The sequence below is a fragment of the Pseudidiomarina sp. CB1 genome, assembly GCF_024752025.1.
In the GTDB taxonomy this organism is placed as follows: domain Bacteria; phylum Pseudomonadota; class Gammaproteobacteria; order Enterobacterales; family Alteromonadaceae; genus Pseudidiomarina.
The window spans coordinates 1,515,441-1,530,331 of record NZ_JANTPU010000001.1; the positions used below are offsets into that span (position 1 = coordinate 1,515,441).

Here is a 14,891-nt window from a genome sequence, read left to right on the forward strand (position 1 = left end):
GGTTAAACCTATTCGGGGCTCGGTATTTCGAGCACTTGGCCAATTTGAATAACCGAGCTATTCAAGTTGTTGTGTGCCTTAATTGCTGCAATAGAAGTGTTGTAACGTTGTGCGAGAATCGATAGCGACTCGCCCGAGCGCACCACGTGGCGGTTCGTTCGATTATTCGCAAACATTGTGCCGTCCGGGGGACGCCGCATGAAGTAACTACGCACGCCTTGATAAATGGCTCGCGCAAGCTTTTGCTGGTGCTGATTACTACGCAATAATTGCTCTTCCGATGGATTCGTAATAAAACCCGTTTCCACCAACATCGACGGCATTGCTGTCGATGTCAAGACCGCCAAACTGGCATGTTGCGGTTTGGCTTTATGCATGCGAGTAATTTGCTTCAGTTCGCGAAGTACATCACTGGCGGCTTCGTAGCCACTCGCCATAGCATGATCCATACTCATCGAGATAAGCGTTTCATTAAGGAAATTATCTTCATTTTCGACCGCAGGAACACCACCTAATACATCAGATAAGCGCTCTTTATTCTCGAGCAAGCGACCCATTTCAGTACTCGCGCGACGATTCGACAATACCCAAATCGATGCTCCGCGTGGCTGCGGTGAGGTAAATCCATCTGCATGCACTGACACAAATAAATCAGCTTTAACACGTTCGGCCTTACGTGGTCGTTCATTCAAATTGACATAATAATCATCGGAACGAATCAAATACGCTTGCATACCGGGATCTTCATTAATCATCTTGGCGAGCGCTCGCGCAACTTTAAGAACGACGTCTTTTTCGTAGGTTCCCGATGGCCCAATCGAGCCAGGGTCGTCACCACCGTGACCAGCGTCAATGGCGATGGTCACTTTGCGCTCTTGCAGATCATCTGCACTCAATGCTGCTTCATCCCGCTTTAACGACGTCCCCGGAAGATCCACAACCAATCGGTGCCCATGCATTTCTTGTGGTGGCAGCACCTGAATAACGGGATCTACTTGTTTATCTAACTCAAGCACAATGCGCGTACTACCAGGAAGTTTCGGCGTACTGGTACGAATTTTTTTTAATAACAATGAGCTCGACTCAAGCTGAGCGAGGTTAACGTTAAGTTCCGTGCTCGGAAAATCAATCACCAAACGATACGGATGTGATTGGTTGAGTGAGAAATAGCTATACTCCGGAGCCCCAGCCATATCAAAGACCACACGGGTGTTGTCCGGCGAAGGCCACATCCGTATGTTTTTAATTGTGTTTGCCGCGTGCACAGGTAGCACAAAAGCCGCCAGTACAAGCGTCATGACCGTGACAAAAAAACGTTGCATCAGAGTTTTTCGAGGAGCTCTCGACCTCGTGTAGTTAGCGCACCTACTGTCATATCTCGCGCCTTATCAGCGTAAGCGATGACAATCTTTAAATCTGGCTCTGGTAGCACACCCGCGCCGCGCTGCGGCCACTCCGCCAAAATTATTGTATTACTGTCAAGGTAATCACGTATGCCCATAAATTCAAGTTCTTCAGGGTCCGCAAGACGGTATAAGTCAAAATGGTGGATCTGCCATGGCGGCAACTCATAACTCTCAACCAGCGTATAGGTTGGGCTTTTGACCTTACCTTGATGTCCCAATGCTTGAATAAAGCCTCGACTAAACGTGGTTTTTCCTGCGCCTAGCTCGCCTAATAAATGAATGGTTAAAGGCTTGCCATCGGTATTCTTGGCGTTATTGACTACCTGCCCTAGGCGCTCTGCTACTGCCAATAAATCAGCTTCAGACGCTAAGAAAAACTGCTTTTCACTCATGGATTCACTAACTTCCGTAACGGCCCAAATAAATCACTCGGTAGTGTACCACGTTCCCCTGCAATTGCAGCGTGTTCGCCAGCCACGGCGTGCAACCACGTAGCTACCGGAAGCACCGTCTCGGCGGCAAGGCCTTGACCAATAAGACTACCGACAATACCACTCAATACATCACCCGCACCGCCCACGGCTAATGCTGGACTGCCCCGTTTACATACCCTTAAACGCGCTGCTTCGGGGTGAGTAATCAATGAACCCGCACCCTTCAGTACCACAAATGCTTGAAAACGATGACTTAGCTCTTCGACCGCTGCATAGCGATCTTGTTCCACCTGTTTCGTCGTACAGTTTAACAAACGGGCCGCCTCGCCTGGGTGAGGCGTCAGCCAGAGCGGGGCTTGCCGCGGCAACCACTCATTGTGGTCGCTTAACAAATTCAATCCGTCGGCATCGAGAACCAAGGGCAGATCACTGTGCAAGAGCCATTCGCATAAACGTTGCGCCCAACTGCTAGTGCCCAAACCAGGGCCTAGCACCACGACATCGCAACCTTGCAGTAACCGCATTACTGCGGCGGATTCGTCTGCCGTGGTTTGTTGTACCAATAACTCAGCTTGCGCTGCCGCAATTGTGGTTTGGCTTTCGGGTTGGGTCAGCACCGAAACTTTTCCGGCTCCCGAACGCAATGCTGCTTGGCCAGCCAGCACAACCGCACCGGTCAAACCTAGACTGCCACCGACAATTGCCACATGCCCATGCCTACCTTTATGACTGCTTCGGTGGCGGGGCGGTAAGTGTCGGGTCACTTCTTCCTGCTCAATAAGGGTGGCAAACGGTCGTTCCAACTGCCGAAACGCCGCCGAAATGCCCAACTCTGCAAGCTCTAAACGACCGCTATAATGGCAGCCTTGCCCAGTCAGTAAACCAGGCTTCCAAGCGATAAAAGTTACGGTGTAGTCGGCCTCTACGGCAATTGGACAAGGTGTGCCAGTATCACTTTGCAGGCCACTGGGACAATCAATACTTAACACCCACAGTTTATGAAACTGCTTGGCGTCATTCAGGGTATGCACCGCGCGTTGATACATTGGGTCCAGATCACGCGTGAGCCCTGTCCCCAACATGGCGTCGACAATGATGTCGTACTCCGCAAGGTGAGTGCGATCCAGTTGTGCTAAAGGCTCGACTTGTCCTTGTTGGTCATGCCATGCGTCTGCTGCTTGCTTGGCTAACTCGGTTTTGGGTTCGCTCGCCACCACGGTCACTTGGTAACCAGCGCGACTCGCTAAACGTGCCAACACCCAACCATCACCGCCATTATTTCCTGGTCCGCAAAGAATCATGATGCGCGCTGGGGCCGGTTGTTGCCGTTCCAGCGCCGCTAAACAGCTCTGGGCAGCCCGTTGCATTAACTGCGCAGGACTCACACCAAGGTTCTTCGCTGCTTCCAATTCTCGATCGCGAACCTGCTTGGTGCGAAAGACAAGCTGTTGCATACTTAATTGCATCGGTGCATCTCCACTGGTTTTTTGTTACTTTTGAGCACTCGCCTGTAAGCATAAGACGAATCACATGGATTTCCAGCAACTTGCGTTAGATATTAAAAAATGGGGCCAAGAACTCGGGTTCCAAAAGGTCGGGATTACTGATCTCGACCTTAGTAGCGAGCGTGCTGCATTGCAGCAATGGCTGGCCGAAGGAATGCATGGCGAAATGGACTACATGGAGCGTCACGCTGAGCTGCGAACCCGTCCCGATCAGTTGCACGAAGGGAGCGTCCGCGCTATCTCAGTACGTATGAATTACCTACCCGCCGAAGCTGGCTTTGCGAAAACGCTGAAGAATCCACGCCTCGGCTATATCAGTCGCTACGCTCTCGGGCGTGACTATCATAAGCTTATGCGAAAACGCCTAAAACAACTCGGCGAACGCATCAAAGAGGCTTGCGCCGAGCTCGATTACCGCCCGTTCGTTGATTCGGCACCCATTTTAGAACGCCCTCTCGCAGTCAAAGCAGGTTTAGGCTGGACTGGGAAACACACGCTCGTGTTGGACGAACAAGGGGGGTCTTGGTTCTTCTTAGGTGAGCTACTGGTGAACTTGCCTCTTCCCGTTGATCAACCGGTCGAAGAAAAGTGTGGAAGTTGCAAAGCCTGCATTACGATTTGCCCAACACAAGCCATTGTCGAGCCCTACAAACTGGATGCACGACGCTGCATCTCGTATCTCACGATTGAGCTGAAATCAGCCATCCCCGAAGAGTTCCGACCGCTGATGGGCAATCGCATTTACGGCTGTGATGACTGCCAATTAATTTGTCCGTGGAATCGCTATTCGCAACTCACTGCTGAAGATGATTTTGCGCCGCGCAAAGATCTTCATACTCCCGAACTGCTTGAATTATGGCGCTGGGACGAAGCGACTTTCCTAAAACGCACAGAGGGCTCACCGATTCGACGGATTGGTTTTGCATCTTGGCAGCGTAATCTCGCCGTCGCCTTAGGTAACGCACCGCACGATGAAGCGATTATTAGCGCACTAAAAGCGCAACGCGGTCAGGTCAATGAGATGGTCGACGAGCATATCGACTGGGCGTTACAACGTCAGCACAATAAAGCCGCAGACACCAGCAAACAAGTCTTACGTCTAACCCGCGCTATCGAGAAAGGGTTACCGCGCGACGCTTAACCATTGTCGCGCAGGCGTTCGAGCAGCGCTTGAAAGTAGCGGACGCCGCGCTGTTGGGCAACTTCAATATTGCGCTCGGGAATGGCCTCGGGGTTGGGATAACGCGCCAGCACTTTTTCGAGGCTGGCCTCGCGTAACAGATGCAGCACCGGGAATGGAGCGCGGTTGGTATAATTACTCACATCATCATCTGCGCTATCAGTAAACTGGTAATCCGGATGAAAGCTCGCGATTTGTAAAGTACCTTCAAGATTCAACTCGCGCAGCGTGATCTGGGCATAATCGAGCAAATCAAGATAGTCATCGAAATCATGAAAACCTTGGCTCAGCACCAGCAACGTCGTTTCAATTTGCTCATCTTCAAGCAGTTGTTGCATGGCGTTAGCAAGGTCCTCCAGCGCAGACGCTATCGACTGCGCAGAACTATCGACGTAAAGCACACGATTCTTTTCAACTTCGCGATGCGCAAAAGGGCAGAAGTTTAAGCCAACAACGACTTCAGCAACCCACTTGCGCACCGCAGTACAGGCAGGTGTTAGTTGGCTGGCGGTGGTGTTCCCCTGACTAAATCGCGATAAATTTTCCACTGCCCTTCCTCTTTTTTCCAGATCACCATGTAGTCATCTTTACTGAGCAGTTCGCCTTGCTGATTACTCAGGTAACCAATGCCCCGCTCGTAGGCAACATCACCATAGACTTCTATTTCGACCGGCACTGGTTTCAAAACCAATCCATGCTCAAGCATCCCCGCAAAGCTTTGCGTAATGCCCTCGGTACTATCGATTTTGCCACCCATAGGCGGGAAGAACAGCGCATCTTCGGTGTAGAAATCACTACCGACGTCGCCAACATCACCTGCTAGAAAGCGTTGATGGATGTCGTTATAAGCTGCCTTTATGGCCGCTTCAGCTGCTTCGTTTGCGTGTGCCGTAAAACTACAACAAGCACCAAGAATCAAAAGACCGAATATCAACCTCACCATGGTTGTTGCTCCTTTTTTTGGTTAAAAAGTCAACAACAACCCTAGTAAATACTCAAAAAATCGCAAATTTAGAGTGCTTGTGCTGCATACTCCAAAGCGCCGCGAACTGCCGCGACTTGCGCATCAACACATTCCACAGGATTGGTATTTGCGCTATCAGGATAAACTTCGGTGGTGGTGACAAAACGCGCGTCGGTTAAGCCCATACACAAACCTAGACCCTTGCCGTCATATTCAATGACGCCCTCTTGCACCATAGGCGCGCCGATTAAACAGCCTTTTTCATCGGCTGGTGCAATGTGGGTGATAGGTTTCACTGTCTCAATGATCGCGCGCTGAAATTCAGGCTCGGCCCGTTTGCTATCAGCAACCAGATAAAAACCGTCAGGAATATTCCAGTTCGTGTTGGTCGTCCCGTCGCGTGCCGCCTTCGCGGGACGAAACTCACTGTTGTCAGTATCTGTGGTTTCATGCAGATCCACGTGCACATCTGGGCTGATCTGATGCTTACTTAGGTAATTCATAATCAACGCACATTCTTGGGCAGGACTTTGCGGCTTGAAGGAGCGGTTCGGATCAACAGCTTCAGGGTTCCAACGGTTGATAGTTTCATAGCCCCACGGGCTCAAGCACGGCGCTACGATAATATTAAAGTGCGCCAAGTGGTTCACCGCTTCAGTTTCGAGAAAGTACAAAGCGCCATGGACGCCACTGGTTTCATAGCCGTGCACTCCTCCAGTGACCAACACCGTTGGCAAATCAGTCCGCCACTTGCGGCTGCGCACCACAAATAACGGATAACTCTGTGCGCCGTAATTCAATTCACCGTAGGTCTCCACATCGAACTGCTCGCGCAGGTGATCGATACGGCGGATCACATCATTACCATAGTCGCGCTGTTTGCTTTGCCGCGCGTACCATTCTTGCTTTTCTGCATCGCCCCATGGGGTGCCAGGGGTACCGATTGGATAATCTTGGTTCATTGGCTTACCACTCCTTCGCTAACAGTTAGCTGCCGAAGCAAACAATGTTGTCGTTTGGCGCTATAGTCTAGGTGATTTCTGCACAAGCCTCCAGTAGTTACAACAGCAACCACCAGGTGAGCCAGCCGGCGGTTACAGCTAAGCTCGCGATGCATAAGCTCGAGACACGCATCGCGGGATGACCGAGCAGCCCGACCATCCCCATTTTCACTGCAGTATTGACGCTTGCTGCGAGTAAAATCGCCGGTACCGCAACGGCGTGTTCTAAGCCATTCGAAGCCATTTTTGCCAACGATAAAGTGATAGCATCGACGTCAGTTAAACCGGAAATCGCCGCCACCGCATAGATACCAAGCGCATCAAAATATCGATGCGCATAGTGTGCAAGTAACAGAATTGCGATCAACAAAACAGCGAACTTCAGTGCGGTGACAATATCGAATGGATTATTGATAACAAAATTGATGGGCTTCGCGCTCTGGTGTGCACGCCGTACAAGGTAAATCACCCCAGCGTAAGTGACACTCATCATGACCACTAACGGTAAGATCAGCTCTTGCAGCAACGGCCAATTCAACACTGCGACCTCGACCAGCATGCGTGGAAACATAGTTCCAGCAGCAAGCAAAATCGCCGCCACGAACAGTTGGTGTCCATGCTCTTGTAATTTCCCCAGCCGGCTAAAGCTTAGGGTCACCGCTGTCGATGAGGCAAGACCGCCTAGGAGCCCGGTCAACAAAAGTCCGCGGCGACTCCCTAACAGCTTTATCGCGAAATAGCCGATGAAAGAGATACCCGTGATGAGCACGACCATCCAACCGATCAAATAAGGATTGATCACGTCACTTGGACCCAACCCTTGATTCGGTAAAAGAGGTAATAAAACAACGCTGATCAACAGCATCTGAAGAATCGCAAAAAGCTCGCGTTGCTGTAAGTTTTCCAGCCAACCGTGCAGCAATGGTTTAAGGCTTAATAACAATGCGGTAACTACTGCAACCGGCACCGCAATAGCGACAAAACCTGCCGTGCAAAGAGAGCCCAATAGAAAAGTAAGCAATAGAGTTAGTTCTGTAGTAATACCAAAGTCGGCGGTGCGTCTCGTCTCTAAAAGGTGTGCGGTTATGACCAACGCAGTGATACTAAAAAATACAGCAACCCAAAGCACCAAGACAAACGTCGCGGGTATTATTTCGGTCAGTAACGGCAATACGCCACCAGCTAGACTGACTATCGCGAACGTGCGGAAACCGGCAAAACGTTGACCATCGCCTTTACCGCGCTGGCTCCAGCCGCGTTCGAGACCGATAATTAAACCGACCGCAAGCGCGTATGCCAGCGCAAGAAAGTCCATGCATCATGCCCACATCAACATGGCACACTGCACCAATACGGCAATATTAGCGACAGCGCCTAACACAAAAAACCAGCTCCGTGGGCTTGGATTTTTTTCGGTCGCAATGGCGTAATAGAGCACCATGTGGAGGATTCGAGCGACGGCGAACAGCATCACCCAATAGCCAAACCATTCAGACTCAAGCCCTAAAAACATGCCAAAAAATACCGTCAGTAAAAACATCGGCACATTTTCAAGGGAGTTCATAAAAGTACGGTGGGTGCGGAAAACCAACGAGTCATGGCTACTATTTTCAGGGACCTTGCCAGGAATAGCACCCGGCTGTTTTGCTTTGACTGCTGCCGCAGTTCCCCACTGCACCAGTAAGGTAACGATAATTAACCATATACCGGTAAGCACGAGCGGATCATAGGTGTTCATAAGAGCTCCTTGTCGTTTGGCTTATTTACTCTGGTTTAAATAAACCAATCAATGTGTCGTCTTTTGCCGACGTTTGTTGTTGTGGTTCTTCTTTATCACTGAACGTATGTTGGCAGGCCACACACTGCACCTGCTCTTCACGCACATTACCTGCTGCATCTGAGCTAATCGTCAACTGCAACGTATCTGCAGCTCCGCAAGCTGGGCATTCTGCGCCAGCAATAAATCGTTTCCGTGTGCGTGCCATATTCACCTCGTGTTGCTTCAGGTATAATTGTCGCAGATTCATTCATCAACACCAAGCACAAGGTTCTGCATGATTTCTATCCGCGGCATGGCGCTTATGCGCGGCGGCAACGTCTTACTGCAACATTCCGACATTACCATCTTCCCTGGCCATCACGTCGGCGTTGTGGGACGCAATGGCACGGGCAAATCCTCCCTGTTTGCGCTCATGCGTGGTGAACTGCAAGTCGAACAAGGCGAGTGTGATGTCCCTAAACAATGGCGCATCGCCAGCGTAAAGCAAGAAACCCCAGGCCTCGAACAAGCGGCGCTCGACTACGTGCTTGATGGTGATACTGAGTTACGCGCCCTCGAGGATCAATTAAAACAGGCCGAAGCGCAGGATGATGGTCATGCTATTGGCCGTTTACACGATCAACTGGCCACTATCGGTGCCTACGAGGCCCCTGCTCGCGCTGCGTCTTTACTGGCAGGTCTGGGCTTTAGTGATGAACAGTTTCAACAGCCAGTCAAAGCCTTTTCTGGGGGCTGGCGGATGCGCCTTAACCTCGCGCAAGCCTTGATTGCTCGCGCTGACCTCTTGTTACTCGATGAGCCGACCAACCACTTAGACGTCGATGCCATTTTCTGGCTTGAGGACTGGCTGCAACGCTTCCCTGGCACCTTATTACTGATTTCGCATGACCGCGACTTTCTCGATGCGGTATGCCAACAAATCGTGCACATCGAGCAACAAACAGCAACCTCTTACAATGGCAACTACTCCAGCTTCGAGCGGCAATACGCCGAACAAATCGCCCAGCAACAAGCACAGTTCGAGAAAGAGCAAGCGCAACGCAAACATTTGCAAAAGTACATCGACCGCTTTCGTTACAAAGCAAGTAAGGCACGTCAGGCACAGAGTCGCATTAAGGCACTTGAACGACTGACGGCGAGTGCGCCACTGGTCGCTAATAGTCAATTTCAATTTGGTTTCCGCGACCCAGAGCAACTGCCGAATCCACTTTTGACGCTAGATGACGTGCAAGCGGGTTATGGCGACACGGTGATTTTGCGCTCGATTAAATTTAATTTAGTTCCGGGTAGTCGTATTGGCTTACTGGGCCGTAATGGCGCCGGTAAATCCACCTTGGTCAAATTACTCGCCGGTGAACTCCAACCGCAACAAGGCACCTTGCAACTGAATAGCGGCATTAAACTTGGCTATTTTGCGCAGCACCAGTTGGAGTTACTGGATAGCCAAGCAACGCCGCTACAACACATTCAGCGTCTTGATGGGCAGGCAACTGAGCAACAACTACGTGATTTTCTAGGCAGCTTCGGGTTTTCTGGTGATCAAGCGACGCGGCAAGTTGCACCTATGTCAGGCGGCGAAAAAGCACGCTTGGTACTCGCTATTATTGTTTATCAAAAACCCAATTTACTGCTGCTCGATGAACCCACTAACCACCTCGATAGTGTCATGCGTGAAGCGTTAGTGTATGCGCTACAGGATTTTGCCGGTGCTATGGTTATTGTTTCGCATGATCGGCATTTATTACGTACCACTGTTGACGAGTTCTTTTTGGTTGCTAACGCGCAAGTGCAGCCGTTTGACGGCGATCTGGATAGCTACCATGAATGGCTGCAAAACCAACAAAAAGCGCGTAGTGAATCACAAGAAAATCCATCAAGTCCAAAAGTTGATCGTAAGACTGAAAAGCGTGAAGCTGCCGCCCGTCGCCAGCAGCTTAAACCGTTTAAAGACGCGGTCGCTAAATATGAAAAAGAAGTCCATAAGTGCGAGCAAGCCTTGGCGGAAATCAATACTGAACTTGCCGACAACAGCGTCTATGATGCTGAAAATAAGTCTCGTTTAACTGAGCTGTTACAACAACAAGCCTCGTTACAACAAGCTTTGACGCAAGCCGAGGAACAATGGATGGAGGCTGAGGAGGCACTCCAAGTTGAAGAGGCCAACAGCTAATGCAAATTCCATGGCAGCAAATTGACCCGGCAACCTTGGACGCCATTATCGAAGCCTTTGTGCTACGTGAAGGCACTGATTACGGTGAAAACGAGAAATCCTTGACCGACAAGGTCGAGGATGTACGCGAGCAACTGCGTAGTGGCGAAGCGATTTTAGTCTGGTCGGAATTACATGAAACTGTGAATATCATGCCTAAGACGGATTTCGATGCCGAATAAAAACATCCTGCCAAGGCACACGAGGGTCGCCTAGGATCAAGAAGTTCGGATTGCCTAACTGCGCTTCTTCATTATAGGTGAGCGGGGTAAACGACTCGCTGACAATACTGCCACCGGCCTCGCCAACAATAACCTCGGCTGCCGCCGTGTCCCATTCACCTGTTGGCCCAACACGCAAGAAACAATCTGCTTGCCCTTCAGCGATCAAACACGCCTTTAATGAGCAACTACCTGCTGGCAAAGTACTCAAATTGCGGTCAGGGTTCATGCGTTGCATGACCCGCTCACGTGGTTGGCGGCGACTAATGGCTAAAATTACTGGATCACTGTCAGGTTGTTGCAACTGTCGCACACGCAGACGCTGCTCTCCGTTAATGTCACGGCGGAACGCCCCTGCTCCGCGTTGGGCAAGGTAGAGCTTATCGCCGGCGGGCCAATAGATGACACCTAAGTGCGGTTGATGCAGCTCAACTAACGCGATCACCACGGTAAAATCACCACTGCGCGCGATAAACTCTTGGGTTCCGTCAATCGGGTCAATCAGCCAATAACGTGACCATTGCTGGCGTTCTGCAAGCGATAAGTGCGCACCTTCTTCGGACAGAATGGGGATATCCGGTGACAATTCGGCCAGCTGTTCGGTGATGAAACGGTGCGCTGCGTAGTCCGCACTAGTGACTGGCGATTCGTCCGCTTTTTCGTACGTGGCATACGCCTGCTCTTCGTAGAGTTCCATGATTAAGTCGCCCGCGCGCTGCGCGATTAAGGCCGCACCTTCGAGTAATTTAGCGTCGTCGTTCGCGCTCACTTTTGCAGTTTCCTCAAGGTCATTAATAATGCAGCAATACTGCGTGCCTCGGTAAAATCCTCTTGGGCTAATAAGGCTTCTGCCTTATGCAGTTGCCAAGGTACTTGCTCGAGCGGCTCAGGCTCATCACCCTCGAGTTGTTCTGGGTACAGGTCACGGGCAATAAAGATATGCATAGTGGCGGAAAAAAATTGCGGTGCCATGGTCACGCTTTTCAGAGGTATTAATTCGCGTGCGCCGTATCCTATTTCTTCTTTGAGCTCACGTAGGGCTGCCTCTTCTGGGGTTTCGCCTGGATCGATCAGCCCCTTGGGGAAGCCGAGCTGATAATTATGCAGTCCCGCCGCGTATTCGCGCACCAACATGATTTGCTCGTCGTCAATAAAGGGCACGATCATCACTGCGCCACGACCACTGCTTTGCATACGTTCAAATTGCCGCTCGACACCATTACTAAACTTCAAATCGACAGCTTCGATGCGTAACAAGCGGCTACGAGCTACAATTTGACGTTGTAAGATTTCCGGAACTTGTTTTCGGGCCATGCTTTACCGCCAACGAAATGTTTTCTGCGAATAGCCGGAATAAGCCTGCATTACTAGCTCTGCACCGACCGTTTCGGTTACTATAGCGACTCGTTATAAGCGGTACAACTCACAGGAGCTTTTCATGAGCGAAGTTACGACACAATTTGACGCAGTGGTCATCGGCAGCGGTCCTGGCGGCGAAGGTGCAGCAATGCAATTGGTCAAAAAAGGTCGCAGTGTTGCCATGATTGAAAAGCACAACTCCCTTGGCGGTGGTTGTACCCATTGGGGCACGATTCCTTCAAAAGCCCTACGTCACTCCGTCAGTCGCTTGATCGAGTACAACACTAACCCCTTATTTATGGGCGCTTGCGCTCCGCACAGTATGTCCTTTGCTGACATATTGAAACATGCGCAGGGCGTCATTCAGCAGCAGGTACAGATGCGCAGCGGTTTTTACCAACGCAATGGGGTAACAGTACTGCATGGAACAGCGAGCTTTGAAGATCCACACACTATCAAAATCACCCAAGGCGATGGCACGATCGAATACATTGGCACCAAGCAAATCGTCATTGCCACCGGTTCGCGTCCGTATCATCCGCCTGACGTCGACTTCACGCACGAGCGCGTTTATGACTCGGACACCGTGCTCTCATTAAAGCACGAGCCGAAAAGCATCATTATTTATGGTGCCGGTGTCATTGGTAGTGAATATGCGAGTATTTTCCGTGGTCTGGGCGTTAAAGTGGATTTGATCAACACGCGCGATCGCTTACTTTCGTTTCTTGATGCCGAGATATCTGACGCGTTGAGCTATCACCTGCGCAACAACGGTGTGGTCATTCGACACAACGAAGAATACGAACGCATTGAAGGCCACGACGACGGTGTAACGCTCTTTACTAAATCGGGTAAGCGTCTCGATGCCGACTGCCTGCTGTACGCCAATGGTCGCTCGGGCAATATCGAAGATCTGAATGTTGAGGCGTTAGGCTTAAAACCTAATTCGCGCGGTCAACTTGAGGTATCGAATCAGTATCAAACCGAAGTCGAAAATGTTTTCGCTGTGGGCGATATCATCGGCTATCCATCGTTAGCGTCGGCCGCTTATGACCAAGGCCGTATTTGTGCCACTGCAATGCTCGAGGGCGAGTGCGAACAACGCTTGATTAGTGACATTCCAACTGGCATTTACACCATTCCAGAGATTAGTTCGGTAGGTAAAACTGAAGAAGAGCTTACCCAGCAAAAAGTACCTTACGAAGTGGGGCGTGCGCAGTTTAAACACTTAGCACGTGCGCAAATTTCCAACATGGCGGTTGGCAGTTTGAAAATTTTATTCCATCGCGAAACCAAAGAGGTTCTTGGTATCCACTGTTTTGGTGAACGTGCTGCCGAAATCATTCACATTGGCCAGGCTATCATGGAACAGAAAAACGGTGGCAACACCATTGAGTACTTCGTTAACACCACGTTTAATTACCCGACCATGGCCGAAGCTTATCGTGTCGCCGCGCTCAATGGGCTGAACCGAGTTCGCGCCTAAAGCTTCTATTAACAGGGCTTCGTTTTAACGCTTGGCAGCTCAATTCGAACTGCCAAGCCGCCAAGCTTGGTACTGCGGCCAAAAGTTATCCGCCCACCGTGGCGTTCCACAATTCGCTGTACGATCGCGAGACCTAGGCCCGAACCTTTGGCTGCCCTTGCTTTGTCTCCTTGCGTGAACGGCTGCAACACGTGCTCAATTTGCGCTGCGGGGATACCTTCACCGTCATCACTCACGGTTACCCATACGCGCTCGCGTTCGGTGTTATAACCGGTTTCAATGAGTACTCTGCCGCTCCCGTAGCGTTCAGCGTTCTCCAACAAATTCAGTAAGACCCGCTTGATCGATATCGCTCGGACCGGAATCTCAGGCATGTCACCGTAGTTCACAACGATGTCAGCTCGCCAATTTTCAGGCACATGGCCCACAACATCTTCCACCAAGTAGTTGAGGTTCTCGCAATCAGTGTCCGCTTGCGTATCTATGCGGACGTAATCGATAAACTGATCGATGATGGCATTCATGTCTTCAATATCACTAATGATGCCCTCGGCGAGAAAATCTTCACTCGCCGGCATCATTTCAGTCGCTAAACGTATACGCGTGAGCGGTGTTCTTAAGTCATGTGAGACGCCAGCCATTAATAAGGCGCGATCTTGCTCGAGTTGCTTCACCCCTTGGGTCATTTGATTAAATGCTCGGGTTACCGCAATGACCTCAGTCGAACCGCGTTCCACCAGCTCGTCAGGGTATTCGCCGCGCCCAACTTGGGCTGCAGCCGCTTCTAACGACTTCAACGGTTTGTTCTGCCAATTGGTAAACCACATACCACCGAGCACACTCAAACCACCAATCAGGATAAGGTAAAAGAGCAAGGGCGAGAATCGCGCTTCGTCAAAGGTATCAAGACGAATGCGCAGCCAGTACCCTTCTAACGAAGCGGTACGAATCCAAACGTAGTAGATGTCGCCTTGGGCGATGCGCACTTCGGTATCCGCAGCCAGATATTGGCTCATTTGGTCCGAGAGAAAGTTGTAGGTGGACGCATTGCTCAAGTCATTTGCGAGCGCTTCACGCTCGGTGAAACCATCTATCCCGACCGCATCAGTGTAGCGCTTGGCGAGAATGCGTTTTTCGGCGGTCGACATATCACGTTCGCTAAGCCATTGGTCGAGTACCAGAATGCCCTGAACTTGCTTAGCGACCACCGAACTAATCTGCTGCAGACTGGGTTTGACCACATACAGGCCAACCATGACATAGGATACGACTTGGTTGATCAGCAACAAAAACGCAATCAGCGCGACGGTGCGAGCAAACGCTGAGCGCGGAAAAAGCTTCATGGT

General features: G+C 50.7%; 16 protein-coding genes. 4 read left to right on the forward strand and 12 right to left on the reverse strand.

The window, feature by feature from the left end:
- Positions 1-8 precede the first annotated feature (8 nt).
- From NV375_RS07260 to NV375_RS07270, 3 genes are read right to left on the reverse strand one after another with little or no spacing between them, the layout of a single operon-like run.
- On the reverse strand, positions 9-1,322 hold the full coding sequence (locus NV375_RS07260; RefSeq protein ID WP_258807499.1) for an N-acetylmuramoyl-L-alanine amidase: 1,314 nt from the start codon (positions 1,320-1,322) through the stop codon (positions 9-11).
- Complete coding sequence (gene tsaE / locus NV375_RS07265) at positions 1,322-1,798, reverse strand: tRNA (adenosine(37)-N6)-threonylcarbamoyltransferase complex ATPase subunit type 1 TsaE (protein ID WP_258807500.1); 477 nt, start codon at positions 1,796-1,798, stop codon at positions 1,322-1,324. Before tsaE ends, NV375_RS07260 begins: the two co-directional genes overlap by 1 nt.
- Entirely contained in the window at positions 1,795-3,306 is a 1,512-nt protein-coding gene (locus NV375_RS07270) for an NAD(P)H-hydrate dehydratase (RefSeq protein WP_258807501.1), read from the reverse strand. The genes tsaE and NV375_RS07270 overlap by 4 nt, the downstream gene beginning before the upstream one ends.
- A 64-nt stretch (positions 3,307-3,370) precedes the next feature.
- Between NV375_RS07270 and queG the strand changes: the two genes are divergently transcribed.
- The gene (gene queG / locus NV375_RS07275) at positions 3,371-4,486 is read left to right on the forward strand and encodes a tRNA epoxyqueuosine(34) reductase QueG (protein ID WP_258807502.1); all 1,116 of its coding nucleotides are present in this window, start codon (positions 3,371-3,373) and stop codon (positions 4,484-4,486) included.
- Here queG and NV375_RS07280 read toward each other — a convergent pair.
- From NV375_RS07280 to NV375_RS07305, 6 genes are all read right to left on the reverse strand, one after another.
- The gene (locus tag NV375_RS07280; RefSeq protein ID WP_258807503.1) at positions 4,483-5,073 is read right to left on the reverse strand and encodes a DUF1415 domain-containing protein; all 591 of its coding nucleotides are present in this window, start codon (positions 5,071-5,073) and stop codon (positions 4,483-4,485) included. The two genes, queG and NV375_RS07280, sit on opposite strands and share 4 nt — an antisense overlap.
- Positions 5,022-5,468, reverse strand: a complete 447-nt coding sequence (locus tag NV375_RS07285) for a DUF4440 domain-containing protein (protein WP_258807504.1) — start codon at positions 5,466-5,468, stop codon at positions 5,022-5,024. Before NV375_RS07285 ends, NV375_RS07280 begins: the two co-directional genes overlap by 52 nt.
- A 68-nt stretch (positions 5,469-5,536) precedes the next feature.
- The gene (locus NV375_RS07290) at positions 5,537-6,451 is read right to left on the reverse strand and encodes a M14 family metallocarboxypeptidase (protein ID WP_258807505.1); all 915 of its coding nucleotides are present in this window, start codon (positions 6,449-6,451) and stop codon (positions 5,537-5,539) included.
- Between the two features lie 97 nt (positions 6,452-6,548).
- The gene (locus tag NV375_RS07295; protein ID WP_258807506.1) at positions 6,549-7,805 is read right to left on the reverse strand and encodes an MgtC/SapB family protein; all 1,257 of its coding nucleotides are present in this window, start codon (positions 7,803-7,805) and stop codon (positions 6,549-6,551) included.
- A gap of 3 nt (positions 7,806-7,808) precedes the next feature.
- The gene (locus tag NV375_RS07300) at positions 7,809-8,228 is read right to left on the reverse strand and encodes an MAPEG family protein (protein ID WP_258807507.1); all 420 of its coding nucleotides are present in this window, start codon (positions 8,226-8,228) and stop codon (positions 7,809-7,811) included.
- Positions 8,229-8,253: 25 nt separating this feature from the next.
- Positions 8,254-8,517, reverse strand: coding sequence for a YheV family putative metal-binding protein (locus NV375_RS07305; RefSeq protein ID WP_258239805.1), 264 nt, complete (start codon positions 8,515-8,517; stop codon positions 8,254-8,256).
- A 27-nt stretch (positions 8,518-8,544) separates the two neighbouring features.
- Between NV375_RS07305 and NV375_RS07310 the strand changes: the two genes are divergently transcribed.
- On the forward strand, positions 8,545-10,440 hold the full coding sequence (locus NV375_RS07310; RefSeq protein WP_258807508.1) for an ATP-binding cassette domain-containing protein: 1,896 nt from the start codon (positions 8,545-8,547) through the stop codon (positions 10,438-10,440).
- Positions 10,440-10,661 (forward strand): YheU family protein, encoded by a 222-nt coding sequence (locus NV375_RS07315; protein ID WP_258807510.1) that lies wholly within the window; start codon positions 10,440-10,442, stop codon positions 10,659-10,661. The genes NV375_RS07310 and NV375_RS07315 overlap by 1 nt, the downstream gene beginning before the upstream one ends.
- On the opposite strand, the gene cysQ is transcribed toward NV375_RS07315, so the two are convergent.
- Both cysQ and nudE read right to left on the reverse strand, forming a co-directional pair.
- Complete coding sequence (gene cysQ / locus NV375_RS07320) at positions 10,636-11,469, reverse strand: 3'(2'),5'-bisphosphate nucleotidase CysQ (protein WP_258807511.1); 834 nt, start codon at positions 11,467-11,469, stop codon at positions 10,636-10,638. The genes NV375_RS07315 and cysQ overlap by 26 nt on opposite strands.
- The gene (gene nudE, locus NV375_RS07325; protein ID WP_258807512.1) at positions 11,466-12,014 is read right to left on the reverse strand and encodes an ADP compounds hydrolase NudE; all 549 of its coding nucleotides are present in this window, start codon (positions 12,012-12,014) and stop codon (positions 11,466-11,468) included. Before nudE ends, cysQ begins: the two co-directional genes overlap by 4 nt.
- A gap of 124 nt (positions 12,015-12,138) precedes the next feature.
- Here nudE and sthA point away from each other — a divergent pair, with 124 nt between their 5' ends.
- Positions 12,139-13,545, forward strand: coding sequence for a Si-specific NAD(P)(+) transhydrogenase (gene sthA, locus NV375_RS07330; protein ID WP_258807513.1), 1,407 nt, complete (start codon positions 12,139-12,141; stop codon positions 13,543-13,545).
- An 8-nt stretch (positions 13,546-13,553) separates the two neighbouring features.
- Here sthA and envZ read toward each other — a convergent pair whose 3' ends face one another.
- A complete protein-coding gene (envZ, locus tag NV375_RS07335) occupies positions 13,554-14,888 on the reverse strand; it encodes a two-component system sensor histidine kinase EnvZ (RefSeq protein WP_258807514.1) in 1,335 nt (444 codons plus the stop codon).
- Positions 14,889-14,891 lie beyond the last annotated feature (3 nt).

What these genes read in the sequence shown, in the direction of transcription:
- NV375_RS07260 (WP_258807499.1), bottom strand. Translation starts at nt 1,322, where the DNA reads ATGCAACGTTTTTTTGTCACGGTCATGACGCTTGTACTGGCGGCTTTT.
- tsaE (WP_258807500.1), bottom strand. Translation starts at nt 1,798, where the DNA reads ATGAGTGAAAAGCAGTTTTTCTTAGCGTCTGAAGCTGATTTATTGGCA.
- NV375_RS07270 (WP_258807501.1), bottom strand. Translation starts at nt 3,306, where the DNA reads ATGCAATTAAGTATGCAACAGCTTGTCTTTCGCACCAAGCAGGTTCGC.
- queG (WP_258807502.1), top strand. Translation starts at nt 3,371, where the DNA reads ATGGATTTCCAGCAACTTGCGTTAGATATTAAAAAATGGGGCCAAGAA.
- NV375_RS07285 (WP_258807504.1), bottom strand. Translation starts at nt 5,468, where the DNA reads ATGGTGAGGTTGATATTCGGTCTTTTGATTCTTGGTGCTTGTTGTAGT.
- NV375_RS07290 (WP_258807505.1), bottom strand. Translation starts at nt 6,451, where the DNA reads ATGAACCAAGATTATCCAATCGGTACCCCTGGCACCCCATGGGGCGAT.
- NV375_RS07295 (WP_258807506.1), bottom strand. Translation starts at nt 7,805, where the DNA reads ATGGACTTTCTTGCGCTGGCATACGCGCTTGCGGTCGGTTTAATTATC.
- NV375_RS07300 (WP_258807507.1), bottom strand. Translation starts at nt 8,228, where the DNA reads ATGAACACCTATGATCCGCTCGTGCTTACCGGTATATGGTTAATTATC.
- NV375_RS07305 (WP_258239805.1), bottom strand. Translation starts at nt 8,517, where the DNA reads ATGAATCTGCGACAATTATACCTGAAGCAACACGAGGTGAATATGGCA.
- NV375_RS07310 (WP_258807508.1), top strand. Translation starts at nt 8,545, where the DNA reads ATGATTTCTATCCGCGGCATGGCGCTTATGCGCGGCGGCAACGTCTTA.
- NV375_RS07315 (WP_258807510.1), top strand. Translation starts at nt 10,440, where the DNA reads ATGCAAATTCCATGGCAGCAAATTGACCCGGCAACCTTGGACGCCATT.
- nudE (WP_258807512.1), bottom strand. Translation starts at nt 12,014, where the DNA reads ATGGCCCGAAAACAAGTTCCGGAAATCTTACAACGTCAAATTGTAGCT.
- sthA (WP_258807513.1), top strand. Translation starts at nt 12,139, where the DNA reads ATGAGCGAAGTTACGACACAATTTGACGCAGTGGTCATCGGCAGCGGT.
- envZ (WP_258807514.1), bottom strand. Translation starts at nt 14,888, where the DNA reads ATGAAGCTTTTTCCGCGCTCAGCGTTTGCTCGCACCGTCGCGCTGATT.